This window comes from Caulobacter sp. 10L414 (assembly GCF_056395525.1).
Window position 1 is genome coordinate 35,331 of record NZ_JBFTJR010000024.1, and the last position, 24,557, is coordinate 59,887.

A 24,557-nucleotide genomic window follows, 5' to 3' on the forward strand; every position below is an offset into this window, starting at 1 on the left:
CGTCCCGCGGAGTGGTCATTTCACCGGGATGGCGGCCAGGGCGCGCAGTTGGTCGAGCGTGAGATCGGAGACGTCGACCTCCACCTCGGTGCGGATCGGGCCGCCGTCCGCGCCGGTAAGGACGCGGGTGTTGGTGTAGGCGTTCCCGACCTCCTTGGCGGCCTGCTCCAGAAGGTTCGCGGCCAAGGCCATGTTGCCCATGGTCTCAGCCTTGTCGACCATCCGCTCCAGCCGGCGTAGGCGCACGGCCTTGTTCGCGACGCCAATCGCCGCCGAGTCCTTCAGGAACTTCTCGCGCGTCTCCTCGAACATGGCCTTCCACTTGGCCGAGAGCTTCCGGCCGGCGCGCTTGGTCGGGTCGTAGGCCTCGACGCTCTGTGGCGTGATCTGGAGGCCGAATTCCTCCCTGACAGCCTTCGCCACGACGCCGGGCGGATCGAAGCACGCGAGGGACGCCACCACATAGGCGCGAGCCTCGTCATTGAGCGTGGGTTTTGGACGCTTTGCCATCAGGCCAATCTCAGGCTGCGCATCAGGCTCACATGCGCCTCGCCAGCTTGATCGCGTGTACGGATCGGCTCGTCCGGGGCGATGCCCTGACCTGCGCAGCCTGGCGCGTAGCGGTCTCGAGATCCTTGGTGACCGTCACCGCCGCGTCGATCGCTTCCTGCGCTTGCACGGGGTCGTTAGGATCGAGGCTCTCTAGGTCGTCTATCGGTCGGGGCACGGGGCGGCCTTATCGAAGCGGTTGCCCGATTATCCCATGGCAGCATCGCTATACTTGACGCTCGTAGGTGCCGATTTTCACATCCTAGCCGCTCCGCTTCTTGCAGCGAAGCATGGGTCAACTAGGCGCGATCGCGCATCCACGAGAGAGAGTACCGCAATGGCTGGACTTATTCGATTTGATCGTGCTGGGGCCTCTCGCGTTCCAGTTTACATCAACCCCCACCACGTTCGCGCGGTCACTCCGGGGCTCGGTCCCCAAGGTGGGACAATTGTTCGCCACGGCGATGGGGATGGCGGGTACTATCTCGTCGACGAACCAATCGAGGATGTTGTCAGGAAAATAAACAGCGGTCTTGGAGCTGCGCGCCTGTAACGCCAATCGCAAATTAGAACCTAGCCGCCGACCAGACTGAATGGCACTACCGTCCGATCTGCCAGGCCGAACTCCAGAAGCACTGCGGCTGGAGCCAGGCATCCCGGCTGGTCGGGCATCAAGACAGGCCGTCCGCGGCCGCCGCCCGGTCGCGGTGTACCGCCTCGCCGTAGACCTCTAGTTTCACGCCAGTCTGCGTCAGCCAGCCGCGCAGTTCCCGATGGATTTGGCCGGCAGCGAAGGCGTTCCGGGCAACCAGCGTCCTGTCGTGCTCGCGCCATTCGGCTGGATCGATGAACTTGATCGCGAAGTTCTCGTCCGTGGCGGCGACGACGCTGGCGCGCAGGGCCGGCGGTCCGGTGAAGGTAGCGACTGGCGCTCGGGTGGCGACGAGCGACGGCCGGACGGCGGCTGACTTTGGCGCCTTATCGATCACTCCGATGATCCAGTTTCGCCAAGCAGCCGCCCAGTCGCGGCATCTCCGCTCGTTCTGCAGGGCGTGGTTTCTGAAGCGTTCGGCCTGGATATCAGCCGCGATGTTGACGCCGGCCTCCCGCAATCGCGCTTGGGCAGCAGCGAGCGCCGATGCGTCAGGGTAGCCGTCCGGGATCTCGGTCTCAGGGCTTCGTTTCCTCACCCTTCCCTTAACTGGCGCTTCGCCTTCGTCAGAAGGAACGTTAGTTCCTTCTATCTTCTCTTCTCTACTCTTATCTAGGGTCGTAACTGGCTGTTTTTGCTCACCTTCACCCTGACAGGTATGGGGGTTCTCCTCGACACTTGCCGACTTCTCCCCGACACCCGGCGACTTCTCGTCGACAACAGCCCGACCTGACCGGGTCTTGGTGGCGCCTTTGACGTCCTTCCGCTCGGCCTCGAACTTGGGGTTGGAGATGTAGGCCTGACCGCCTTCCTCGAAGCGCACCAGCTTGCCGGCCGAGATCAGGCGGTTGATCAGCGGGTTGAGCTTCTGGACCGCGCAGCCGCAGTGACCGGCGATGTAGGCGCGGTTGTCCTCGACCGGGCGCCAGGTCAGGTACAGGAGGTCGATGATGGTGTTGTAGACACCCCTCTCCTCCAGGCTCATCCCGGCCATGCCGGCGAGGGCTGCGCCTGGGTCGCGGCGGTAGAAGTTATCTCGCCTCATTCGTCACCTCGATATGGCAGACGAGTTTCGCCCCGGTAGTCGCTCTCGCGCGCCAGGTTGCCGAAGCGGGTGGTGTCGCCGTGGAAGGAGAGTTTGACGGTCCCGATAGGGCCGTGACGCTGCTTGGCGATGATGACGTCCGCCTCGTTTTCGCAGCGCGTCAGATCATCCTGCCAAGCCAGGTGCTCCTCGGTCCCAGCCTTGGGCTCGGCGCGGCCGACGTAGTAGGCCTCGCGAAAGACGAAGAGCACGGCGTCAGCATCTTGCTCGATCGACCCGGACTCTCTCAGGTCTGCGAGCTGCGGCCGCTTATCCTCGCGGTCCTCCACCCTTCGGCTCAGTTGCGAGAGGGCGATCACCGGCACGCCGAGATCCTTGGCCAGGGCCTTGAGGCCGCCCGTGATCTCGCTGATCTCCGCGACCCGGTTCTCGGGGCGGCCCGTGCCTTTGGCGAGCTGCAGATAGTCGACGACGATCAGATCCAGGCCTTGCCGACGCTTCAGACGCCGGGCCCGGGCGGTGATCTTGGCGATGGACGTTCCGCCGCCGTCGTCGATGTGGAGCGGGATCTTGCGCAGGACCGCCGCGGCGTCACGCATCCGTCGATACTCGTCCGGCTCTATCTGGCCTTTACGGATCCTGTCGCCGGAAACGCCGGCGACGTCGGCCACGATCCGGCCGGCCAGCTGCTCCTTGCTCATCTCCAGGGAGTAAAAGGCCACCCGACCGCCGCGCACGGCTTTGACCGTCCCGTCGGGCTGGGCCTCGCCCATGAAGTTGCGGGCGGCATGGAAGGCGATGTTGGTCGCCAGGGCCGTTTTGCCCATAGAGGGCCTGCCGGCCAGGATGATGAGGTCCGACGGGTGAAGGCCTCCGAGCTTCGCATCCAGATCGATCAAGCCGGTCGACAAGCCGGTGACGGTGCCGCCGCGGTTCATCGCCTGGGCGGCGGTCTCCATGAAGCCGTCGAGCGCGACGTCGAACGCCGAAAAGCCGCCTTGCTGACCGCGGTCCTCCGCCAGGCCGAACAAGGCCTGCTCGGCACTCTCGATCAACTCGTGCGCCGACCCCGAGCCCGCGGCGGCCGCGCTATGGCTGGTCTGATCGCCGAAGCTGATCAGGTCTCGACGGAGCGATGCGTCGATGACCGCCCGGGCATAGTCCACGACGTTGGCCGCCGGCGGCGCGTGCTCAACGAGGTCAACGAGGTAGCGGACGCCGCCGAGTTCTTCGAACGCGACCTCTGCCTTGAACTCGTCGGCCAGCAGGATCGGCTCGGCCAGCTGGCCCTTGCGGATGTGCGTCTCGATCGAGCTGAACAGCCGCTGGTGGAAGGGCTCGTAGAAGTGGCGTCCCTGCAGGCTGTCGGTCAGCCGCTCGTAGGCCGAGTTATCGTGCCAGCGCAGCCCTCCAGCTCGCTGCTCCGGGTTCGGGCGAAAATCTCTCCGCGAGAGATCGAGTACGAGACCACGATCTCGCGGTCCGCGACGATGAGGATACCTTGTTCCATCATCTGCTCCTTCATGGGATCGCGACGTCATCCGACGTTGCTTGCAGGTAGGTATGCCCAACCGGTGCGACCCTGCAAAGGGAGGGGAAGCGGCCAACCTCATGCGCCGCCTCTTGTGCCAGGAACTCGCGAGCGGCGCTCGTGCTCGCCGCAGTAAGTGTGCCCACAACCCGCCTTGCGGCCGCAGAAGGTCCACTGGTCGGTGAAGGCGAGCGGCCAGCGGCAGTGGTGAGCCCCCAGGTCCAGCAGCCCTACGCCGACTGCCCTGGCCTCGGCCTCCCTGGCCTCCCTGGCCTCCTTTCGGCGCCGACGCAGCTCAGAGGCGACCGTGGCGCGGTCGCGGCGGATCCAGACGATCGTTGCGGTCCTAGACCAAGTCGTCGGGTCGTGTTCTGCCAGGCGATCCAACTTTCCGCTGATCGCGCCTTTCGATAGCCCGATGGCCTGGGCAATGAGTTCGTGCGAGAGCCCATCGACAAAGAGGCGCCTCAGCGCTGCAAGCCGCTCTGCGGTCCACTCCGCGCGGCTATGCAGCGGCCAGGCTTCAGGGTCTCTCCGTGCTAGCCGCGCGATCTTCTTGCGGACCGAATCCGTGGTCGTGCCTAGAGCCCGGGCGATCGCCTCATGCGAAAGGCCGCGATCAAGCAGATCTCGAAGTATAGGGACGCGTTCGTCCCACCAACCAAGCTGCCCATGACGTGCAGCGGCCGCCTCAGAGGCAGCTGGAATCTGTCGTGCGGCGGCGCTCATCGGATCAGCTCGCGCATGCGTCGCTCGGCGCGCAGGCGCAGCTGCCGCCCATAGTTGGCGATCGGGTCTGCCCATCGGCTAAGGACGGCGCCGATCGAAGCCTGAGCGCTCAGCACGGCGAGGCGACAGGCCTTGTTCCAGCTCCTTGAGTTCAAGTTCCCGCTCCCTTGCTTTGACCTGCTCTCGGCGGGCGTCGTTGGCTTGTTGGACGATGTGTTCGCGCAGCGTCGTGCCGGTTACGTCGGCGCCGACGTCGATCAGGAAGCCCAGGCCGTAGGCCATAGTCAGGCGCGTGATCGTCCGCGCGCTGAGGTGTCCCGCTAGGATGTTTTCCGCCGCCTTGGGCGTGCAGCCCAGCGCCCGCGCCACGTGCTTGGCGGTGTGGGTCGGGTGCAGGCTCATCAGCCTGGCCGCCACGGCGTCGCCGAAGCACGACCCCCTACACTCTTGGGGTAGAGCTCCCATGACCGTCTCCCTCGTCAGTGACATTGATGTCTCCGACGAGAAGGGCGGCCTCCAGGTCGGCCCAAGCCGAGGGAGGGCGTCACGAAAGAGCACTTGGAAACGACTGCGTGTGGAACTGTACGGCCGGGCGGGCATGCCCGGCCGTACTTCAATCGATCAGCGGCCCGACCGCCTCTTGCGGTCCTTGAGGTCCTGGACGAGCAGATCGAACTCGACATCGGCGCCGACGCTGCAGCGGCCGTAGCTGCCTGCAAAGCTAACGATGCGGTCGATGGCGCCGGCGTGCTGTTCTTCGAGTTCGATGGCCAGTCCGAACAGGAATTGGCGCATCGCGAGGTCGCGGTTCGAGGGGATGTGGTCGTCGGCCATGTGCGGCTCCTTTCGCTTGGAGCCGGGAGGGTTCGCGACGATTGCAGACCCCTCAACGCACGCGCATCTCGCTCTCGGTTAGAAAGCGACCTAACCCCCCCGTCTCCGGGCGCGTTGCAGGATTCTTCGCGGCGACAGGATCGAGCCGTCGAAGCGAAGGACACACAACCATGCGCACCGTTGACCTGGCGCTCGTGCGCCGCTGCGCCGAACTTGAGCTGGAAGCCGACGCGTTGTTGTCGGTGCTGGCGCACCACTTGCCGGACGTTGCTCGGCGCCTGGTCTACGAAGGACCGAGAGCCATCTACACTGGCCCGAACGCAACCAGGCGCGCGGCTGCCGAGAGCCTTTGCCGTCGCGCCCGCAAGCTGTTCGGTCACCTCGTCTGAACAGGCGCTCTGGGGGCTGATGTGATGAAGCCCCCAGAGTTGCACGAAGTTCGCGCCGGTTCGCAGATTCACCCCGACCTGGCCTTGGCGGTCGAACACGCCATCGCTGCCGGCGCCTGCCGCCGATCCGCGGCGCTGAACCCGGCCGATCGCGCGATGTGGCGCGCCATCGCGGACTCGCAGAGCCGCAAGGCGATCGAGCGATTGAACGCTTACCTGGCGGCCCGCTGTGGGACGTGAGACCCATGGACAGCGCCTGGAGCGGATCGAGCAGGTCGCAACGCGGCTGATGGTCGAGATGAACGCGGTGCGGCTGGTGCTCAGGCTTCTTTTCGAAGCCGAGGCCGAAGCCGCCGACGACGCCGAGCGGATACCGCTCCAAGCGGAGGTCGCCTGGCTGATCGAAGACCTGCTGGACCAGATCGCCACCGACGGCGCGGAAGGACCACGCGCCTGGCTCGACGAGGCGGCCGCGCTGGCGGCGCGGGACCTATTAATCGGCGGCCGCGGTAGTGCGAATACCGACGATAGCTGTGAGGCGCCCGCTAACGAGAATGCGCGGAAGTGAGGCTCCAACATCAAGCGGCCCTGCCGCTAGGCCGGACTGACGACAGAACCAACGCGTCTAGGGTGGCTTCCGCCAACGCAAGTCGTCGGACTCCAATATCGCTGCTGCCATCTGCGATCTGTCCGAGGCGTTTTCCATCGTTGAATAGCTTTGTCGAGATTGTCGATCGGCTAAGCCCGAGGGCGGCTGCGGTCTGATCGCAGCGCCTGAGAAAGGAAATCAGGCAGGGCTGAAGTTGGGTCATAGCCCGAATTGTCGGGAAGTTTCCCAAATTGTCAACGGGGAGGGTCCCGAATAGGTTCGACCCCGAAGGGAGCGCCAATGCCGCCTGAGCCATCTATACAAGCCGAACGCATCCGGGATCGCATGAGTGCGATGCGGCTCAACCCCTATAGTGCGGCGAAGAAGGCGGGCTTGGGCGAGAGTTTTGTTCGCGACATTCTGCGCGGTAAAGTGAAAAGCCCCAGCGCTGAGCGCCTCGCTAAGCTCGCCGAGGCTTTAGAATGTAGCGTCAACTTCCTCCTCGGGCTCCCTGAGCCCGAATTTGCGGTCGGCGCACTTCACAACTTTGCGCTTGGGGTGGATGAAATCCCATCGCCGCTAGCAAGGTCCGACGCGGATAGCCACCAACAACGGCCGGGTGCCGTACTTCTGCCGATACGTTTTGAGCTCATGACCTCGGCGTTTAGGCGTCGCGGAGAAATTGAGAGGGATCTAGGTTTTGAGGTCGCCTCGTCTCCCCCCAGCTTCGACAAGCGCGCCCAGTGGTTCGAGGTTGTGCGCGACGCTGGAGCTGACTTGATCGCTCCTGCCGGATCTCTTTTACAGGTGGCTGAGCTCACAGAGGCCGATCGGAGCACCGTGGCTGATGGCGATGTGGTGATAATAGAGAAGCACCTGATAGGCCCTTCCGCTGCATACTATCTGGTAGAGCGCTCAGTTAGAGTAGTAAAGAATAGATATCCAGACTTAGGGCTGTGGTTCTACGAGTATGCCTCGGCGGATCATGAATACTGGGGAATAAGCGATGATATATTTTTAGACGAAAATAACCCGGATTCAAAGCCTTTAGATTTGGACGTTTTTCGCGATCTTTTGGAAGAGTTTCGACACCTTGCTGGCAGACTGGACGCCTCAACGCTTCAGGATAATGAAGCGGCCTTTGAGAGTTTGCTGCAACAGCGGAAATCGCGGCCGCGCTTGATGGGCAAGGTCCTTAGGGCGCTGGTGCCCATCGACCCTCAAGGGGGATTCGGGCTAACCCCTCAGGCGCCTCCGCGAAAATTCCCGAGCTAAGCGCTTTACTCGGGAAAATTCCCGAACTATCGTCCTCCATATTGCTATGGAGGACGCGACCATGCTCGCCCAATCGACCAACACCCAGCCCGAAGCCACACCCAAAGCGGCCCTGAAGGCCAAGAGCAACGCCATCGCGAGTTCTCCCTCCGCTTCGGCGGGCTCGGGATCCTGGAAAAGCATCGCAAAGCGCCTGAAGGGCCTGCACGAAGCGATTTCCGACGGCCTGCAGAAGGTCGAAGATGATCAAGGCGTCGTCGGCACGGCCTACCGCCTGACGAAAGTGGCCGCCGCCAGCGGGAGCGGCCCCGCCGATCGCCTCGCCGCTCACATCGCAATTGAGGGCATCGCCAAGAGCTTCGTCACCGACGGCACCTACGGCCGCTACGCGGTGTGCCCGGGTGGCATCGCGCAAATAGCTGGCTTGGTCGGCGAGCTTCAACAGGACGCGCGCCAGGCATGCGAGTTGGCCGGAAGGGCCCTCGAAGAGGTGTTTTTCTCGAGTTCGCGCCGTCGCGCCGCTCAGACTGCCGAGTTCGCTCAGGCCTTCAGCGCCTGGGAGCGTGCGGCCATCGAGAATGCGGCGCTGGACGTGGCTTCCGCCGACGCTGGCGAAGCGCTTGAGAGCGCCTATTCGGTGCCCGAAGCTTTGTGGCCCCAACGCCCGCGCGGCCCGACCTATTGTTCGGAAGAAGCCATCCAGAAGGCGACCATGCCGTTCGACCGGAAGGTCGACCTGATGAACATTCTTCGGCAATGGCGTGCCGCCCAAGCCGCATCCGCTGAAAAGGCTGCGGCTGAGCGCGCCGAGGCATCATCCAGCGCGGCCTACGAACAAGCCTGGAGCACCTTCAGGGCGCTCATGTCGGCTCGACCGGCGTCCACCGCGCAGCTCCTCCAGAAGATGGAGGTTTTGCTGAAGGAGACTGTGCTCGAGCGGAGCGTCCTCAGCATGGTCGAGCCGCTCGCGGCCGACGACATCGCCGAGCTGATTTCCAGCGAGCCGAACGACACCGACAGCTACGAGAAGCGGATGCTGCTCGAGTTCTACTTCGACCTCTGCCGCATCAACGGCACGCCGTCGCCGCTGGAGCGGGTCGCGCCGTTCGACCCGGCCGCCTGGACTGAGACGTTCGAGGCGCTGCCCGGGCATCAGATCGACGAGCGCGGCGCCGTGTTCCACGAGCCCGAAGCCTGGGGTCCCGACTACCTGACTGACGAGGACTTCCGCGTCACCGATCCAGCTGAAATCGAGGCTTACTGGCTGGCGGTGGAAAACTACTGCCCCGAGTCCGTCGCTGAGCGCGCGGCCCAGTTCCCTGACTACCGCGTCCGCCCCTTCATCGCCGGCAGCCTCCGCAGCTACGAGTTCATCTACGGCGAAGGCGATCCGCGTCTGGCGGAGAAAGCCGCCCTGTTCGAGCGGCGCCATGAACAGGACAAACTGCCGCCGCTCGGCCGGCACCTCTGGACCGATCTGGCACCCTGGCAGCAAAAGCTGGTGCGCGAGTTCGCCAAGGAGCGCGCCCAGCAGGCCTCAGCGCCGCAACTCTTGGCGGCCGAGTGATCGCATGGCCGCCGGTCAACGCCGGCGGCCAGTTTGACCCCGTGCGCCGTCGTCCAGTGCGGTTTGACGTAGCGCGACACCACCGCTCGATTTGACGAAGCACACCATCGGCAACACGCAACTGGATAGTTGCGACCGCCCATCACCTGCGCCCGCCAGGGCCGCTAAGCCCCTCGATCAGAAAGGATCCACATGTCCGACCAAGCCGCTTCCCACGCTGAAAAGATTGGCCACAACCGCGATTGCAGCGGAGAGCGCCTTGAGCGCGAAGCGAAGTTCCTGCTCGAGATGCAGGCCGACATCCGCACTTTGCCCAAGCAGCGCCTGGCCGAGCTCGCCGACGAGCAGACCGAGTTGGCCGCCGGCTATCGCGACAGCGCGGCAACCTGCAGCGGAGGCGACCTCCTGAACATGCTGCTGCTCGCCGGCCGCAGCGCGTTCAAGGCCCGGGTCTACGCCGACGCCGCGCGGGCCGCGTAGAATGGAGGGCCTGTCCGAGGACAAGATCGAGGGCGTACGCGCCATCGCCGACTTCCTGGGCTGGCCCGGCAAGGCTGGCGAGCGCCGCGTCTACCACGTTCGGGAGCGGGGCTTAGGTCCGATCCGTAAGCGCGAGGGGATCGGCTACTATGCCTTTCGATCCGAGCTGACAGAGTGGTTGAAGTCGAAAGACACCCTCGGCAGCGACCGCGCTGCTTGACGCTGGCGCAGACGGCGGCGCTTTAATCGTTCATGGCCAACATCCAGAAATTCCAGGGTCCGCCACGGAAGGACGGCACGCGTCCGACGAAATGGCGGGCCGCCACCAAGGACGCGAGCGGCAAGCGGATTTCGAAGGTCTTTGCGCGCAAAGGCGACGCCGAGGCCTGGCTGAAGGAGGTGGATCGCGCCGGCGTCATCGGCTCCTCGACCATGACCGTGATGGACGTGGCCCGCGAGCACTATGCCCACTTCGACAAGCTGGTGAAGCAGGGCGTCAAGGAGGCGTCGACCCGCGACGGGTACGAGACCGCCATAGACAAGCACCTCGCCTCGGCGGCGCAGTTCGCGGCGACCCGCATGTGCGACCTGACGGCCCCGAAGTCGCAGGACTATCTCGATGGCGTGTTTGAGGCGTCCGGGTCGCTCGACCTTGCGCGACGCCAGCGCCGCTACCTCGTCACTTGGTGTGACTTCGCCATCCGTAAGGGTTGGCTCGGTGTGAACCCTGCGCGCGCCACCAAGATCGAGGTCGTTCAGCGGCTCGACGACGAGGACGTTGTCGAGATCCCCGCCAAGGAGACCTTGGCGGCGGTGCTCGAGGCGGCAGGGCAGGGCGACAACGCGGTGCGCGACACGGCCGTTGTGCGGCTGCTCATGTTCGCAGGTCCGCGCATTTCCGAGCTGCTGGGCCTGGCCGACGATAAGGCGGCGATCACCAAGGACGGTGGTGAGTTGGCCATCACCGAGCGCCTGTGCGGCAAGTACCTGACGCTGGGGTCGCCGAAGTCCAAGAGGGGCCGCCGTAAGGTGCCGATCGGCCCGGCCGCGGCGATGGCCGTCCGGGCTTGGCGCCTGCGCCGCGGCCCCGCCCAGGCGTTCACGCTGGATGGTGGCAAGGGGAGGGAGCGCCACGCCGGCCGGCTATTCCCCAGCGCCGACGGCCCGCTGTGGAGCTATCAGGCCTTCTGGCGAGAATGCTGGCTGCCGCTGATGCGGCGCGCCGGGCTGGTCGAGATGATCCCCGACTCCAAGGGCAAGAACCGGCCCGTGCCGGCCTTTGGCCCGCACGCCCTGCGCCACGTCGCCGTCAGCCTTTGGATCGCCCAAGGGCTTAGCCCCAAGCGTGTGCAGGAGCTAGCCGGGCATTCGAGCCTCGCCATGACGATGGACCTGTACGGCCATCTTTGGACAGACACCGATGGGGATGCGGCGCTCGCGCGGAAGAGCGAGGCGATTATCGGTTAGCGGTTGAAAGGCGGGGCGAAAAAACTATTGACTCCAGACGTTAATGGCGCCCGTTAACCATTGCTTAACTGAACAAATCGCATACAATATGGGTTGAGGCGGTCAACGCCGGAACTCCCCAGAGCATCCAAGCGGGTGCAGGCGCAGAGCGCAATCATGGGCCGGGGGGCCGCCTCACACGTTCCGAAACAGCTGAATGAACTCCTGCTGGGCAGGCCCAAGGGTAAGCCTCTCTAGGCCCGGAACGATCTTGGCTCCGTAGCTAAAGTAGTTGTCATTCTGATGATACACGTGCGGCTTAAGCACGCGGGCGTAGCGGCATTCGCAGTTGCCGTAATAGTCCGGCTCAAGGCCCCAGTTCAGTCCAGAGACCGCTAGGTCGGCAAGTTGAAGCCCATACCTTGCGGGTTGATCATGCGCCTCTATTCCATCGATGTCGATCACCGGCCAGTGGATGCGAATGTCGGCGTCGTTGCTAGCATGAAGCCGCTGTAGATAACCTCTGAAATCTTCGTAGGACATGCCGCCGCGCCTCGCGAAGACGATTTTGACGCGACCATCACCTTCCGGCGTAGTCCTGCGCTGGTCGCGGCAGAACCATGAAATGCGCTCGATGAGATAGCGGCACATATAGTGGTAGAGTTGGTTCTTCTCGGTATATGTCCCCCGTGGAATGATTGGCTTGTATGCCATCACACAAATGACGCGAAACGGCTTCCCTTGGAGCGCATTAATAGCTATTACTCTTTGCTGATGATCCATCTCAGCAAGATGGAGAGGTTTGTTTCTCTTTCTGGAAGGGAGTTGGCTAACGATTTCCTTGGCCCATTGCACGGAATCCAGGTCGCGCGACTGCCTCCATATCGTGGCGCCTATTGTCAGCCAGTGTGATGGGCCTCCACTTCCGCCGGGTTCACGGAAACGCCCAATGAGGCCGTCGTCTCCAGCCTCGTCAATATATGCGATGAAGGTATGCGCCATACCGTACAGCAAAGCTGAACAACTGCAGCTAGACAAGTTCCGCGCACTCGCCGTGCGTCGCCCAGCGCATAGGCGACGCACAACTAGCGCAAGTTCTTGAATTTGCACGCGGCCCGTCGCCCTTAAAATCCGCCGGCCGCAAGGCCTTGCCGGTTCGACCCCGGCTGCCCGCACCAGATTCAGCCGCGCGCCCGCCGCCGCCACGCCAGCGCCGCCAGCCCGATCGCGAACGCCACCAGTTCGGCGTAGCTCCACAGGTAGTAGGCCGAGAAGAAGCCCCACTGGCGCAGCGAGCGGTCCAGCGCGAAGGCGACGTGGGTCAGCACGATCAGCAGCTGGAAGGCGGTCATGAACAGCAGCCAGATGCGGCGGTCGAACAGGGTCAGGCCGACCAGCACGCTGAGATAGACCAGATCGATGGCGAAGATGCCCCACTGGGTGAGGCTGTGGTCCTCGATCTCGGCCAGGGCCGAGCCGACCCAGGCCAGGATGGTGGCGACCGCCAGGAGCCGTTCGAGCCGGCCGCCCATCCACAGCGCCACGCCGCAGACCACGAACATCGCGCCGGCGCCGAGCTGGGTCGGCAGGATGCTGAACATGAGGCCCCCGAACAGTGTCCGGGGGCCATTGTCGCGACGAATCGCACGGGTCGGAAGAGGTGGGTCGGAAAGCCGACGCTTGGGAGGACGCTCAGGCCGAGCGCACGATCTCCAGGCGGCCGGCGACGCGGTCTTCGACATAGCCCTCGGGGCGCGGGGGATCGGTGTCGGACTTGTCGCCGCCGCCGACCAGGGTGACGCGGCGCAGGCCGATCTGGTCCTTGGCGTCGGCCAGGGCGCCGTGGGCGGCGATCAGCGAGCGGCGCACGTCGGCCAGGCCCGAGGCGGCTTCCATCACGTGATCGACGGCCTGCTGGCCGACGCCGGCGGCGACGCGGGCTTCCAGGCGGGCACGGGGCATGGCGGCGATCAGCTCGCCCATGGCGGCCAGGGTGTTGTCGACGGCCTCCTCGGCGGTGAACAGGCGGGTGGCGAGATGCTCTGCGACGATGCGACGGTTCATTGAGCGGGGGTCCCCTCGGTTGTCCGGCGCTCCGGCAGGCGCGATCCGGACGATGATCGAAGGCGCCGGCGGGCGCCCTCCTTGGGGAAGGCCGCCTCAGCCGTGGCGCAGGTTCTGGAAGAGCTCGACCACCTGGCGGGCGCTCAGCAGCCCGCCGATCAGCATGGCGAAGCCGAGCGCGATGGCCAGGACGGCCAGGAGGCGGAAGGCGGGGGTCAGAGCATGGTCGAGTCCTCCGCGTATTTCTCGCGGAACCCCTCGTCCAGCACCGTGGCGGTGATGGTCAGGATCTCCCTCAGCACCATCTCGGCCGGCTTGGCCGCCGACTCCTTGCGGATCGCCGAGACCAGGTCGGCCACCAGCGGCGAAAGCTCGGGCGGGGCCAGGTCCGTGAGCTGGCGCTGCAGCTGCGACCAGCCGAAGGCCGGGACCGCCGGCTCGGGCGGCAGGGACGGCCAGGCCTGCTCGAAGGCGCTCACCGCCTGGCGGATCTGGCGGGCCTTCCAGACCAGCAGCCCCAGGCGATGCTCCTGCAGGCTGGTCGGGCTGGCGGTGGTCGGGACCGGATTGTCTGGAAACTCTTTCACTGGGGTCGAAGGCCTCGGTTGATTGCGAGGCCGACGGTGGCGAGGCGGAGGGGGCGTCCGCCAGTCGGATTGGATCGGTGTGGGATTGAATCCCATAGTCGCCGCCGGCGAATCCCACACCCGCGGCGACCCGCTCGTGCTCGCTCAGCACCCGCGCGGCGGCCCTGCGGCCGTTGACGCCCAGCTTGCGGCAGGCGCTTTCCACCAGGGCGTCGGCGCGCGACTTGGAGACCCCCATCAGCGGGCCGATTTCCTTGGAAAGCCGGTGCTCGCTGACGAGGCGCAACGCTTCTCGTTCGCGCTTGGTCAACAGTTCGAGGCCGGCGGCGATGTTGCTGGGTTCGGTCATGCGGGCGAGCGGAAGGAAACTACTCGATCTAAGAGGGAGGTGCGTTGCGGCCGGTGACGGCTACGTCGATAGATAGCCGAGTTCTGCGAGCTTCGGACAATATCGATGACGACAACCGGCCCGGATCCCATCGACCTTGCGGTCGGAACCCGCATCCGTATTCGTCGTCGTTATCTGAAGGTCAGCCAGGACGACCTGGCCGCGGCGCTGGGCCTGACCTTCCAGCAGATCCAGAAGTACGAACGCGGCGAGAACCGCGTCTCGGCCTCGATGCTGGTGCGCATCGCCGGAAGGCTGGAGACGACGGTGGCGGCCCTGGTGGGCGAGGACGCGCCGTCGGGCGAGGATTCGGCCATGCTGGCGGCGCTGACCCTGCCGGGCGCGCTCGACCTGCTGCACGCCTACGCCGCCGCCGGCCCCAAGACCCAGCGGGCGCTGCTGGGCCTGGCCCAGTCGCTGCTGGCGGCCGACGAGGAGTAGGCGCGGCTCAGGCCTGCAGCCGTTCGACGTTGGAAACGCCGAGGTCGGCCAGGGTCTTTTCGAGCTCGACGGCGGCGGCCTCGACCTCGACCGGGTCGCGGCCGCGGATCACCAGGCTGGCGCCGTAGAGGTCCGGCGGGGCGAAGAACGGATAGCTGCCGATCGACAGGTCCGGATGGGCCTTGGCCACGGCCTCCAGCGGCGCGGCGATCGTGCCCTCGCCGGCGCCGGTGACCCGCACGGTGGTCGAGATCACGACGGCCCCGGTGCGCAGGCGCGGGCCGACGTCGTCGAGCATGCCGCGCATGATCGCCGGCACGCCCGCCAGCACGAACACGTTCTCCTTCTGGAAGCCGGGCGGGCCCTGCACCGGGTTCTTCACCAGGCTGCCGCCCTCGGGCACGTGGGCCATGCGGCGGCGGGCGGCGTTGGGCTCGCCCCAGCGCTCGCGCAGCATGGTCATGATCTCGGGATGTTCGGGGGCCGTCACCCCGAAGGCCTTGGCCACCGAGTCGGCGGTGATGTCGTCGTGGGTGGGGCCGATGCCGCCGGTGGTGACGACATAGTCGTACTTGGTTCGCAGGGCGTTGACCGCGTCGATGATCTCCTGCTCGACGTCGGGCACGACGCGGGCCTCGCACAGGTCCACGCCGTAGGTCGCCAGGTACTTGGCGATGGCGTTGAGGTTCACGTCCTGGGTGCGGCCCGAGAGGATCTCGTCGCCGATGATCAGCACCGCCGCCGTCACCCGATCCTTGCTGGCGGTCATGATCGCCGTCCCCTACACCCTGTCTCAGACACCTATCCGACTTAGGCCCCGCATGCTTCTGCCGCAACCGCTTACCCACGGCCGCATCGTCCAGCGCTACAAGCGCTTCTTCGTCGACCTGGTGCTGGACGACGGGCGCGAGATCACCGCGCACTGCCCCAACTCCGGCGCGATGCTGGGGGTGAACCTGCCGGGGCAGGGGGCGTGGGTGTCGTTCTCCGACGATCCCAAGCGCAAGCTGGCCTGGACGCTGCAGCTGGTCGAGGCCGCCGGACCGGACGGGACGGGGTTGGTGGGGATCAACACCATGCTGCCCAACAGGCTGGTCGCCGAGGCCCTGGCGAGCGGGACGATCCCCGAACTGACCGGCTACGCCAACGTGCGGCCCGAGGTGAAGTACGCCGCCGCCAGCCGCGTCGACTTCCTGCTCACCGACCCCGAACGGCCGCCCTGCTGGCTGGAGGTCAAGAACGTCCACCTGTCGCGCACGCCAGGCCTGGCCGAATTCCCCGACTGCAAGGCCGCCCGCTCGACCCGCCACCTGGAGGACCTGGCGGCCCAGGTCGCGGTGGGCGACCGGGCCGTGGCGCTGTTTGTCGTGCAGCGCGAGGACTGCGAGGAATTCATGGCCTGCCGCGAACTGGATCCGGCGTTTGCACGCGGGCTCGACGTCGCCCATGCGGCCGGCGTCGAGGTTCTGGTCTACGCTTGCGATATGTTCACGGAACAATTGAAAATTAGCCGCCGCATCCGTGGCCCGTTCGATGTCGAGAAGACTTCAACCGCGTGACATTCTCGGGCCAGCCGTGGGGGCGATATGCAGATAGCCATCTTGCTCGCAGTGTTCGTGATCTCGGCGTTCGGGATGACCCACCTGAATCTCAGCGACGCGGACAAGGCCGCCCTCGCCGCCAAGCCCGCCATCTACCGTGGCTTCATCAACCTGTGTCGCAGGCTTTGGTTGGTGATGATCGTCGGTGTGGTTCTCTGGATCGTGGTCAGCGGCCTCGGCAATTCGGGCGGTGGCGACTGCGATTACTCCCGCAACGGTGCGTCCTGCACGCCGTACTGATCAGCGTAGCTGGAACCGCGTCTCCATCAGGCTGATGGACGCAGCGCCCACCGTGACCGTCAGTACATCGTTGGCGGACTGCTCCCAATCCACCCAATTCGCTCGGCGAACTCGGCGAACGTCAGGGTCTCGATGGGCTGGAGGGGCTGACGCGGACCGGCGCGGATCACCTAGACGGTGGCGTCGGGGCAAAGAAGGCGAAGAAAGTGGTTCGTCTGCCCATGTAATATTTAGCCTGCTACGGTTGTGCTTATGGACTGGACCACAATCCTCACGGGCGGCTTTGTCGCCGGTTGCGTCAGCGGCGCCATTTCGCAGATCGCACCGTGGGCGCGCGAGGCGATCAGCAACAATAAAGCGGCAGGGTTCTCCGCGCTGAGGCTCGCCCTGATGCTGGAGGACTACGCGGGCAAGTGCTCATCGCTCTACAGCGAGACGCAGACAGCCATCGGCACGAACGGTCACGCCGGTATGCTCCACACGTCACTGCCTGAGCTTCCCGATTTTCCCAGCGATATCGCGTGGCTGGCGATGGGCACGAAGTTGTCGTCGAAGGTGCTCAACTTCCCCGTGGTTCGGTCCGAGGCGCTGGCGGCCATCGGGGACGACTGGGAACACAACAGCATCGGCTATGTTGACGAGCATGCCGACTACGTCAGCGCAAAGGCTGTTGAACTCGGCCTGCGGGCCATCGCTATCGCAGAGCGCCTACGCTGGGAGCGTAAGCTTGGGTCGGCATGGGAAGATCCAAAGTCGAACACCAAGGTTTACTTGGCCGCCCAGTGGGTCGAAGTTGAGGCGCAACGAGCTCGTTTCGAGGCCCAGAAGGCTGAGGAAGCAATGACGATCTTCGGGGGGATCCCTCAGTAGGGGGGCGGAATGAAGATCGGCGAGATTCTTCGCGACCCCAAAGTACGCTGTTTGCTCTCCGCTCAAGGGCCAACCATCCGCGACGCCAGTTGAAATTTCATGCTATGGTCGCGACATAAGCCCGACCGGCATCCAGTGTTTCCGGTGCGCCCTCGGGGCCGCGCCCTGTTTGAGATTGAACCGCCCATGACCCTCGACGACGCCTTCGAGATCGAGACCGAGACCCGCACGGGCCAGATCAAGATTCACAAGCCCGAAGACTTCGAGGGCATGCGCCGCGCCGGCCGCCTGGCCGCCGAGTGCCTGGACATGCTGATCCCGCACGTCGTTCCGGGCGTGTCGACCGATCGCCTGGATACGCTGGCCCGCGAGTTCATCCTCGACAACGGCGCCCTGCCGGCCTGCCTGTTCTATCGCGGCTATCCCAAGACGGTCTGCATCTCGCGCAACCACGTGGTCTGCCACGGCATCCCGGGCGACTGGACCCTGCGCGAAGGCGACATCGCCAACATCGACGTCACCGTCATCGTCGACGGCTGGCACGGCGACACCTCGCGCATGTACGGCGTGGGCGACGTCGGCCCGCGCGCCCGCCGCCTGGTCGACATCACCTACGAAAGCCTGGCCCGGGGCCTGGCGGCGGTGAAGCCGGGCGCGACGCTGGGCGATATCGGCCACGCCATCCAGTCCTATGTCGAGGCTCAGCGCTGCAGCGTCGTGCGCGACTTCTGCGGCCACGGCCTGGGCAAGGTTTTCCACGACGCCCCCAACATCCTGCACTTTGGCCGTCCCGGTCAGGGCGCGGTGCTGAAGGCGGGCATGTTCTTCACCGTCGAGCCGATGGTGAACCTGGGCAAGCCGGCGGTGAAGGTGCTGGGCGACGGCTGGACGGCCGTGACCCGCGACAAGTCGCTGTCGGCCCAGTGCGAGCATTCGATCGGCGTGACCGAGGACGGCTGCGAGATTTTCACGGCCTCGCCCACGGGCCTGTTCCAGCCGCCGATGCAGGGCGCCTGAGGCCAAGACCCTTACGGGCGCGAAGCCACTAGGCGAAACTGACATTTCAGCCTACCTATCAGTCCGAGGATAATACTCGGAGCGGTTTCGTGCGCCAGCCTTCGCCCCCTCGGGCCCCTGACGACGCCCCCTACAACGTCGCTGGCGGCGGCGCGCGCTCGCGCATGCTGGTGCTGGACGTCTGCTCCTCGTCGGGCCTGGAAGACTGGTCGCCCGACCTGCAGAAGGCCAAGGTCTACGAGAAGATCCTGCTGGACCTGATCCTGGGCGAGCTGCCGCCGGGCGCGCGCCTGGACGAGCAGTCGCTGGCGGCGCGCTACGACGCGGGCCTGGCCGGGGTGCGCGACGCGCTGGGGCGCCTGGCGCTGGAGGGGCTGGTGATCCGCCGCGCCCGTTCGGGCACCACGGTGGCGCCGCTGGACCTGGTCGACCTGCGCCAGGGCTACGAGGCCCGCGCCCTGATCGAGCCGCACTGCGCGGGCCTGGCCGCCCGCCACGCCTCCAAGGCCGACATCGCCGCCATCAAGGCCGTGTTCGACGACGCCGAGGCCGCCGCCAAGGCTCGCGACCTGCCGGCCCTGGTGGCCATGGACCAGCGCTTCCACGCCGCCGTGGCGCGCGCTTCGGGCAACCTGGCGCTGGCGCGGATCCTGATCCCGCTGCAGCACAAGGCCGCCCGCTTCTGGGTGTTCTCGTTCGGCGGCGCTACCGAGGCCGAGCTGATGGCCGACATCGAGCAGCACCGCGAGGTCGCCGACGTGATCGCCAGCGGCGACGTCGAGGCCTCCAAGGCCGCCATGATGCGCGTGCTCAGCGTCACGCCCGAGGCCGTGCAGCGGCCGCCTGTGGAGGCTTAAGGGCGGATCGACATTCATCCAACCGCGACGCCCATTAGGCCGATTTTCCCCGCGGAGGCGGGGATCCAAGCTGACGTTCAGGCTTGGGCGCGGCCGTGGACTATCGGCGACCTCGGCTTGGGTCCCCGCCTTCGCGGGGATGCTCGGTGAAAATCGGGGCAAGCGATTGAATGTCGATCCGCCCTAAGGGCCTTCATCCTTCGCGTCGTCATCCCGGCCGTGGCGTCGGGACGGCAAGGCAAGCAGGCGTCCTCTTTCGAAAAGTCCAAATTTGGACTATATGTGGATCTGGATGGAGGTCCGCATGTCGCTCGCCAAGCACAGACCTGTCGAAGTCGCCGCCGGTCCGGGCGTGCTGGACCTGTCGCGGTTCTCGGCCGCCAATCGCCGCCGGCTGAGCGGGGCGGGGCTTCGCACCTTCCTGTCGATCGCCGACCTGTGGGGCCTGACCGAGGACGAGCGCCTGCTGGTGCTGGGCCTGCCGTCGCGCTCGACCTACTACAACTGGATCAAGGCGGTGCGGGAGCATCGCGACATCACCCTCGACCTCGACATGCTGACCCGCATCTCGGCGGTGCTGGGCGTGCACCAGGCCCTGGGCGTGTTGCATGCGAGCGAGCGCGAGGGGATCGCCTGGCTGCGCAGCCCCCACGCCGCCCCGCTGTTCGGCGGCCGCCCGCCCATGGCGCTCCTGACCTGCGGAACGCAGGACGGCCTGATCAGCGTGCGCCGCTTCCTCGACGCCGCACGGGGCGGGCTCTACATGCCGCCGGGCGACATCGATCGCGACTTCCGCCCGTACGAAGACGGCGAGATCGTCTTTTCGTGAGCGGCGAGCCCCACGCGCCCGCGCCGCGTCCGGCCTGGCGCCTGATCCCCTCGCGCTTTCCGCCGATCGGCCTATTCGACACCGTGGCGACGGCGGCCGACCTCGACGCGGTGATGGACCTGGCCGGCTGGACCAACGATCGGCTGGTGGCCGAGCGCATCGCGCGCCTGCCGGCCGACGAGCGGGTCTATGGCCGGCCCAACGCCAGCATCGTCATGGCCTCGTTCCTGCACGTCGCGCCCGGCGGTATGCGCTTCAACGGCCCGGATCTCGGCGCCTGGTACGCCGCCGAGCGCCTGACGACGGCCGTGGCCGAGGTGGCCCATCACCTGCGCCGCGAGGCGGTCGCGACGGGCGTCGAGACGATCAGCCGCCAGTACCGTGTCTACACCGCGCGGCTGGAGGGCGACTATCTCGACATCCGCGGCCAGCAGGCGTCGCGGCCGGAGGTCTACGCCAGCGACGACTACGCCGCCGGCCAGGTGCTGGGCGAGGCGGTGCGGGCCTCGGGCGGGGCGGGGATCCTGTTCGACAGCCTGCGCCACGCCGGCGGCGTCAATGTCGCGGCCCATCGCCCCCGTAACGTTCAAGACGTGACGCAGGGCGACCACTACGAACTGCGGGTGCAGGCCGCCTCGCGCCGCATCAAGGCCAAGCGGCTGGCGGCCTGAGACTTTCTCAGCTCCGTCCTTCCCCGCCTTCGCGGGGAAGGACGGGCAGGAGCCGGAACATCCCGCCAACTGTGAGGCTTTCCCGACACAGGCCTTCGCAATCGGGTGTAAAATGTCAGAAGAGATTTTGACGAACGTCAAGTCATCCCCATTTGGTGCGGCGAGACGGGGTCATGGCCCCGCTCTTCGGAGCCCGCTTGCATGTCCCGCCGCCTCGCCCTGCTCGCCGCCGCCTCGTTCATCGGGGCCTTCGCCGGCCTCGCCGCCGCCTCAGTCGCGCATGCCGATGACCAGCTGGCCGAGGTCGACGCCGTGGTGGTGGTCGCCCGCGACCGCAATGCGGGCCTCCTGGAAAAGCAGCCGAACGACACGGTCTTCGGCCTGGACAAGCCGCTGATCGAGACGCCGCGCTCGGCCAGCTTCGTCTCGGGCCTGACCCTGCAGCGCTATGGCATCGAGACCCTCGACGGCCTGACGGCGGTGTCGCCGGGGACCTACACCGCCAGCTTCTACGGCGTGCCCGGCGCGCTCAACATCCGCGGCACCCTGGCCGAGAACTACTTCCGCGGCTTCAAGCGCATCGAGAACCGCGGCACCTATTCGACCCCGATCGGCGCGGCCGACCAGATCCAGATCGTGCGGGGACCGCCCACCCCGATCTACGGCTCGGGCAAGGTCGGCGGGATGCTGAACTTCATTCCCAAGTCCGGGAAGGGCGAGGGCGGCTACCTGACCGCGCCCGAGGGCGAGCTGACCGCCACCTTCGGCAGCTACAACCGCAAGAACGCCACCGCCCAGATCGGCTTGCCCGCCAACTTTGGCGAGGTGGTCGGCGGCGTGCATGTCTACGGCGAGATCGAAGACAGCCACAGCTACTACAAGGGCGTCTATCCGCGCCGCCAGACCCTGCAGGTCTCGTCCGACTTCGACCTGGGGAACGGCTGGAGCACGGCGCTGGGCGGCATGGTCTATCGCTCGAAGGGCGACGTGCAGACCGCCGGCTGGAACCGCCTGACCCAGGACCTGATCGACAACGGAACCTACGTCACCGGCCGCGATACGAGCCTTGTCGACGTCGACGGCAACGGCCGCCTGACGCCGGGCGAGATCGGCGGGGCGCTGTACCTGCCCTATTACGGGTTCCCGAGCAGCGACGCCGCCCACACCCTGGACGTCGGCGTCGGCGCGACCAAGCTGTCGCCGCGCACCGTCTACATCTCGGGCGCAGACTTCTCGAAGACCGCGACCAACACCCTCTATTTCGACATCGCCCGGAAGCTGTCGCCCGACAGCGCGGTGAAGCTGCAGCTGTTCTACGACGACCTGGAGAACAAGCGCTTCGTCTCCTACGGCTATCCGGCGCGCTTCGACAGCAAGGTCTGGGAGGCGCGGGCGACCTACGAGTTCGCCAATCGCTTCCTCGACGACGCCGTGACGGCCCGCTCGTTCGTCGGCGCCTCGTACCGTTCGTTCAAGGGCCGTCGGCGCGAGAGCTACAACAGCGGCCTGATCGCGCTGGACCGGCGCGACCTGTCGGTGGGCCAGACCGCCACCGACCTGATCGGCAGCCCGTTCACCGATCCGTCGATGACCGGGGAGAACGACAACCACACCACGTGGACGCAGGCCGGGATCTTCTTCACCACCGACATCAAGGTGGGCGAGCGCCTGAACCTGATGCTGGGCGGCCGCTACGACGACTACGACGTAACCTCCGAAGACACCGGCTCGCTCAGCTTTACCACGCCCGGCGTGCAGAGCGACGCCAAGGGCAAGGGGACCTACACCGCCAGCATCACCTACAAGGCGCCCTTCGGCCTGATGCCCTATGTCTCCTACGCTAAGGCCAGCGCCCTGGAGATGAGCCAGGCCGGCGACGTCAATCCGAGCCTGGTGGCCGACGCGGGCGACGCCTGGCTGTCGGACAGCGACCTCGCCGAGGCCGGCGTGAAGTTCCAGTGGCTGAAGGGGGCGCTGATCGGCTCGCTGGCCGGCTATCGCCAGAACCGCACCCAGCTGATGGGCATCAACGGCGATCCGGCCGGCACGCGATCCAAGGGCGTCGAGCTGGAAGTGCGCTGGCTGGCCTCGCAGCACTTCAGCTTCACCTTCTCGGGCAACACCCAGCACACGACGGTGAAGGGCCCCGACACCTCGTTCCAGTACGTGCCGACCTATACGGCCGGCGTGTCCGGCGCGCAGGGCTATGGCGGCTCGTACGTGGTGTGGAGCTTCGCCAGCGTCCGGCCGGGCGACTACGACTACACCCTGATCCCGAAATCGGTGGTCAGCCTGTACGGCGCCTACGCCTCGGACCAGCACGACTGGGGCAAGCTTTATGGAACCCTGGGCGTGACCCATGTGACCAAGACCTCGGGCACGGTTCCGGGCGCGGTGGTCTATCCGGCCTATGCGGTGGTCAATGGTTCGCTGGCCTATGAGTACGGCCCCTACACGGCCACGCTCAACGTCGATAACCTGCTCGACGAGCTCTATTTCACGCCCGTCGCCGACACCTACGCCAATCTCGCCGCCCTTCCGGGCAAGGGGCGCGAGTGGCGGATCACCCTCGCAAGGCGCTTCTGATGACCAACCACCAGATCCAGCACCGCCCCTGGCTGCTGCTGGGCGCCTTTTCCCTGCTGCTGTTCCTGATCACGGCGGCGACCTATTCGTCGCTGGGCGTGATGATCCCGGCCATGGTCCCGGAACTGGGCTGGAGCTGGCAGAACGCCTTCCTCGGCTTCACCGTCATGGGCGTGGCCACCGGCGCCTCGTCCTGGCTGCCGACGATGCTGATCCGCCGCTGGGGCGTACGCGCGACGCTGGTGGCGGGCGCGGCGGTGATGGCCGCCGGCCTGGCCTTGCTGGCCAAGGTGCAGGGCCTGCCGGCCTATTTCCTGGCCACGGCGCTGCTGGGCGTCGGCTTCCAGGCCGCGGCCCTGATCCCGGGCACCCATGTGCTGTCGGCGATCTTCCGCCAGCGGGCCCTGCCGTTCGGGATCTACTTCACCTGCGGCGCCCTGGGCGGCGTCGCCGGGCCGCTGCTGGTGCTGGCCAGCCAGGGCGTCTTCGACGGCCAGTGGCGGATGTACTGGGCGCTGCAGGCGGTGGTCATCGGCTTCTTGGGCCTTCTGTGCGCCGCCGTGGTCGGCGGTCCGAAGTGGCTGGAAGAGGCCGGCCGGGCCATGGACCGCCTGACCGCCGCCGAGGCCAAGGCCGCCCCGGCCCACCCGCGCGTCTATCGCACCGACCATGACTGGAGTGTCCGCGACGCCGTGCGCACCCCGCAGTTCGCCATCCTGGTGGCGGCCTATTTCAGCCACCTGCTGGCCGGTGTCACCGCCGCCAGCCTGACCCAGGCGCACCTGACGCAGTTGGGCGTGGCCGGCGTCGTCGCGGCCGGGGCGCTCAGCGCCGAGGGCCTGATGCAGGTCGTCGCGCGGATGGCCGGCGGAGCGGTGGGCGACCGCATCGATCCGCGCTGGCTGCTGGTGCTGGCCCAGGGGCTGCTGGTCGCGGGCCTGCTGGCCCTGGCCCACGCCACCACCCTGCCGCTGCAGGCGCTGTACGCCGTGGGGGTGGGCCTGGGGTTTGGCCTGACGGTGCTGGCGGTCAGCCTGCTGCTGCTCAACTATTTCGGCCGCCGCAACAACGTCGAGCTGTTCTCGCTGGTCTGTCTGGTGGGCGCGGTGTCGGCGGCCGGCCCGTTCGTCGGCGGCTTCATGCGCGACCGCCTGGGCAGCTTCACCCCGACCTTCCAGCTGTTCGCGGCCCTGACGGCGGTGGTGTTCCTGGCCGTCCTGATGATGCGGCCGCCCAAGCCCCGTGCCGCGGTCGTCGAAGCCGAGCCCGAGGCCGCGACCACGCCCTGAGGCTCGTCCCAGGCTCTCGCGCCATCGTCCT

Annotated in this window: 29 protein-coding genes and 1 pseudogene; 18 read left to right on the top strand and 12 right to left on the bottom strand. The window is 66.4% G+C overall.

The annotated features are described in order from the left end of the window. Window positions 1–15 precede the first annotated feature (15 nt). The 6 genes from AC1DCG_RS11675 to AC1DCG_RS11700 all read right to left on the bottom strand — a co-directional run bounded on the left by AC1DCG_RS11675 (window position 16) and on the right by AC1DCG_RS11700 (window position 5,340). Window positions 16–510, bottom strand: coding sequence for a DUF2280 domain-containing protein (locus tag AC1DCG_RS11675; protein WP_477031180.1), 495 nt, complete (start codon window positions 508–510; stop codon window positions 16–18). Window positions 511–1,220: 710 nt separating this feature from the next. After that, window positions 1,221–2,246: a DUF1376 domain-containing protein gene (locus tag AC1DCG_RS11680; protein WP_477031179.1), complete on the bottom strand. Its 1,026-nt coding sequence runs from the start codon at window positions 2,244–2,246 to the stop codon at window positions 1,221–1,223. Further along, window positions 2,243–3,787 carry a replicative DNA helicase gene (locus tag AC1DCG_RS11685; protein ID WP_477041495.1) on the bottom strand — a complete coding sequence of 515 codons (1,545 nt, stop codon included), beginning with the start codon at window positions 3,785–3,787 and terminating at the stop codon, window positions 2,243–2,245. The genes AC1DCG_RS11680 and AC1DCG_RS11685 overlap by 4 nt, the downstream gene beginning before the upstream one ends. A gap of 68 nt (window positions 3,788–3,855) precedes the next feature. Beyond that, window positions 3,856–4,506: a GcrA family cell cycle regulator gene (locus AC1DCG_RS11690; RefSeq protein ID WP_477030502.1), complete on the bottom strand. Its 651-nt coding sequence runs from the start codon at window positions 4,504–4,506 to the stop codon at window positions 3,856–3,858. Between the two features lie 78 nt (window positions 4,507–4,584). Further along, window positions 4,585–4,908: a hypothetical protein gene (locus AC1DCG_RS11695; protein WP_477030503.1), complete on the bottom strand. Its 324-nt coding sequence runs from the start codon at window positions 4,906–4,908 to the stop codon at window positions 4,585–4,587. 219 nt (window positions 4,909–5,127) lie between these two features. Then, complete coding sequence (locus AC1DCG_RS11700; protein WP_477030504.1) at window positions 5,128–5,340, bottom strand: hypothetical protein; 213 nt, start codon at window positions 5,338–5,340, stop codon at window positions 5,128–5,130. Between the two features lie 170 nt (window positions 5,341–5,510). Between AC1DCG_RS11700 and AC1DCG_RS11705 the strand changes: the two genes are divergently transcribed. The 8 genes from AC1DCG_RS11705 (at window position 5,511) to AC1DCG_RS11740 (ending at window position 11,107) form a co-directional block, all read left to right on the top strand. Beyond that, entirely contained in the window at window positions 5,511–5,729 is a 219-nt protein-coding gene (locus tag AC1DCG_RS11705; RefSeq protein ID WP_477030505.1) for a hypothetical protein, read from the top strand. Window positions 5,730–5,753: 24 nt separating this feature from the next. Then, window positions 5,754–5,969: a hypothetical protein gene (locus AC1DCG_RS11710; protein WP_477030506.1), complete on the top strand. Its 216-nt coding sequence runs from the start codon at window positions 5,754–5,756 to the stop codon at window positions 5,967–5,969. Continuing rightward, entirely contained in the window at window positions 5,959–6,297 is a 339-nt protein-coding gene (locus AC1DCG_RS11715) for a hypothetical protein (RefSeq protein WP_477030507.1), read from the top strand. The genes AC1DCG_RS11710 and AC1DCG_RS11715 overlap by 11 nt, the downstream gene beginning before the upstream one ends. 321 nt (window positions 6,298–6,618) lie before the next feature. Further along, window positions 6,619–7,593, top strand: coding sequence for a helix-turn-helix domain-containing protein (locus AC1DCG_RS11720; RefSeq protein ID WP_477030508.1), 975 nt, complete (start codon window positions 6,619–6,621; stop codon window positions 7,591–7,593). Between the two features lie 61 nt (window positions 7,594–7,654). Next, window positions 7,655–9,160 carry a hypothetical protein gene (locus AC1DCG_RS11725; RefSeq protein WP_477030509.1) on the top strand — a complete coding sequence of 502 codons (1,506 nt, stop codon included), beginning with the start codon at window positions 7,655–7,657 and terminating at the stop codon, window positions 9,158–9,160. A 192-nt stretch (window positions 9,161–9,352) separates the two neighbouring features. Further along, window positions 9,353–9,640 (top strand): hypothetical protein, encoded by a 288-nt coding sequence (locus tag AC1DCG_RS11730; RefSeq protein ID WP_477030510.1) that lies wholly within the window; start codon window positions 9,353–9,355, stop codon window positions 9,638–9,640. A 1-nt stretch (window position 9,641) separates the two neighbouring features. Beyond that, a complete protein-coding gene (locus tag AC1DCG_RS11735; RefSeq protein ID WP_477030511.1) occupies window positions 9,642–9,860 on the top strand; it encodes a hypothetical protein in 219 nt (72 codons plus the stop codon). A gap of 32 nt (window positions 9,861–9,892) precedes the next feature. Continuing rightward, window positions 9,893–11,107, top strand: a complete 1,215-nt coding sequence (locus tag AC1DCG_RS11740) for a tyrosine-type recombinase/integrase (protein ID WP_477030512.1) — start codon at window positions 9,893–9,895, stop codon at window positions 11,105–11,107. Window positions 11,108–11,281: 174 nt separating this feature from the next. Here AC1DCG_RS11740 and AC1DCG_RS11745 read toward each other — a convergent pair whose 3' ends face one another. The 5 genes and pseudogenes from AC1DCG_RS11745 to AC1DCG_RS11765 all read right to left on the bottom strand — a co-directional run. After that, on the bottom strand, window positions 11,282–12,088 hold the full coding sequence (locus AC1DCG_RS11745) for a DUF3800 domain-containing protein (RefSeq protein WP_477030513.1): 807 nt from the start codon (window positions 12,086–12,088) through the stop codon (window positions 11,282–11,284). A 179-nt stretch (window positions 12,089–12,267) separates the two neighbouring features. Beyond that, a complete protein-coding gene (locus AC1DCG_RS11750) occupies window positions 12,268–12,687 on the bottom strand; it encodes a hypothetical protein (protein WP_477030514.1) in 420 nt (139 codons plus the stop codon). A gap of 91 nt (window positions 12,688–12,778) precedes the next feature. Continuing rightward, entirely contained in the window at window positions 12,779–13,150 is a 372-nt protein-coding gene (locus AC1DCG_RS11755; RefSeq protein ID WP_165261659.1) for a hypothetical protein, read from the bottom strand. A gap of 215 nt (window positions 13,151–13,365) precedes the next feature. Continuing rightward, window positions 13,366–13,737 (bottom strand): hypothetical protein, encoded by a 372-nt coding sequence (locus AC1DCG_RS11760; protein ID WP_477030516.1) that lies wholly within the window; start codon window positions 13,735–13,737, stop codon window positions 13,366–13,368. A gap of 160 nt (window positions 13,738–13,897) precedes the next feature. Further along, window positions 13,898–14,086, bottom strand: a pseudogene (locus AC1DCG_RS11765) (LuxR C-terminal-related transcriptional regulator); the annotation flags it as partial. Window positions 14,087–14,191: 105 nt separating this feature from the next. Here AC1DCG_RS11765 and AC1DCG_RS11770 point away from each other — a divergent pair. Next, a complete protein-coding gene (locus AC1DCG_RS11770; protein ID WP_116488708.1) occupies window positions 14,192–14,566 on the top strand; it encodes a helix-turn-helix domain-containing protein in 375 nt (124 codons plus the stop codon). A 7-nt stretch (window positions 14,567–14,573) separates the two neighbouring features. Here AC1DCG_RS11770 and AC1DCG_RS11775 read toward each other — a convergent pair whose 3' ends face one another. Then, window positions 14,574–15,335 (bottom strand): competence/damage-inducible protein A, encoded by a 762-nt coding sequence (locus AC1DCG_RS11775; protein WP_477036595.1) that lies wholly within the window; start codon window positions 15,333–15,335, stop codon window positions 14,574–14,576. 52 nt (window positions 15,336–15,387) lie between these two features. Here AC1DCG_RS11775 and sfsA point away from each other — a divergent pair, with 52 nt between their 5' ends. The 9 genes from sfsA to AC1DCG_RS11820 all read left to right on the top strand — a co-directional run bounded on the left by sfsA (window position 15,388) and on the right by AC1DCG_RS11820 (window position 24,526). After that, window positions 15,388–16,125, top strand: coding sequence for a DNA/RNA nuclease SfsA (gene sfsA / locus AC1DCG_RS11780; protein WP_477030518.1), 738 nt, complete (start codon window positions 15,388–15,390; stop codon window positions 16,123–16,125). A gap of 27 nt (window positions 16,126–16,152) precedes the next feature. Next, window positions 16,153–16,407, top strand: coding sequence for a hypothetical protein (locus tag AC1DCG_RS11785; protein ID WP_477030519.1), 255 nt, complete (start codon window positions 16,153–16,155; stop codon window positions 16,405–16,407). Window positions 16,408–16,659: 252 nt separating this feature from the next. Then, entirely contained in the window at window positions 16,660–17,277 is a 618-nt protein-coding gene (locus AC1DCG_RS11790; protein ID WP_477030520.1) for a hypothetical protein, read from the top strand. A gap of 186 nt (window positions 17,278–17,463) precedes the next feature. Then, on the top strand, window positions 17,464–18,294 hold the full coding sequence (map, locus tag AC1DCG_RS11795) for a type I methionyl aminopeptidase (protein ID WP_477030521.1): 831 nt from the start codon (window positions 17,464–17,466) through the stop codon (window positions 18,292–18,294). 164 nt (window positions 18,295–18,458) lie between these two features. Continuing rightward, window positions 18,459–19,151, top strand: a complete 693-nt coding sequence (locus tag AC1DCG_RS11800; protein WP_116488713.1) for a GntR family transcriptional regulator — start codon at window positions 18,459–18,461, stop codon at window positions 19,149–19,151. A 304-nt stretch (window positions 19,152–19,455) separates the two neighbouring features. Continuing rightward, window positions 19,456–19,980, top strand: coding sequence for an MbcA/ParS/Xre antitoxin family protein (locus AC1DCG_RS11805; protein ID WP_205691774.1), 525 nt, complete (start codon window positions 19,456–19,458; stop codon window positions 19,978–19,980). Then, the gene (locus tag AC1DCG_RS11810; protein ID WP_477030522.1) at window positions 19,977–20,651 is read left to right on the top strand and encodes an RES family NAD+ phosphorylase; all 675 of its coding nucleotides are present in this window, start codon (window positions 19,977–19,979) and stop codon (window positions 20,649–20,651) included. Before AC1DCG_RS11805 ends, AC1DCG_RS11810 begins: the two co-directional genes overlap by 4 nt. A 201-nt stretch (window positions 20,652–20,852) precedes the next feature. Then, window positions 20,853–23,237 carry a TonB-dependent siderophore receptor gene (locus AC1DCG_RS11815; protein ID WP_477030523.1) on the top strand — a complete coding sequence of 795 codons (2,385 nt, stop codon included), beginning with the start codon at window positions 20,853–20,855 and terminating at the stop codon, window positions 23,235–23,237. Further along, entirely contained in the window at window positions 23,237–24,526 is a 1,290-nt protein-coding gene (locus AC1DCG_RS11820) for an MFS transporter (protein ID WP_477036596.1), read from the top strand. The genes AC1DCG_RS11815 and AC1DCG_RS11820 overlap by 1 nt, the downstream gene beginning before the upstream one ends. The last annotated feature ends 31 nt before the right edge of the window (window positions 24,527–24,557 follow it).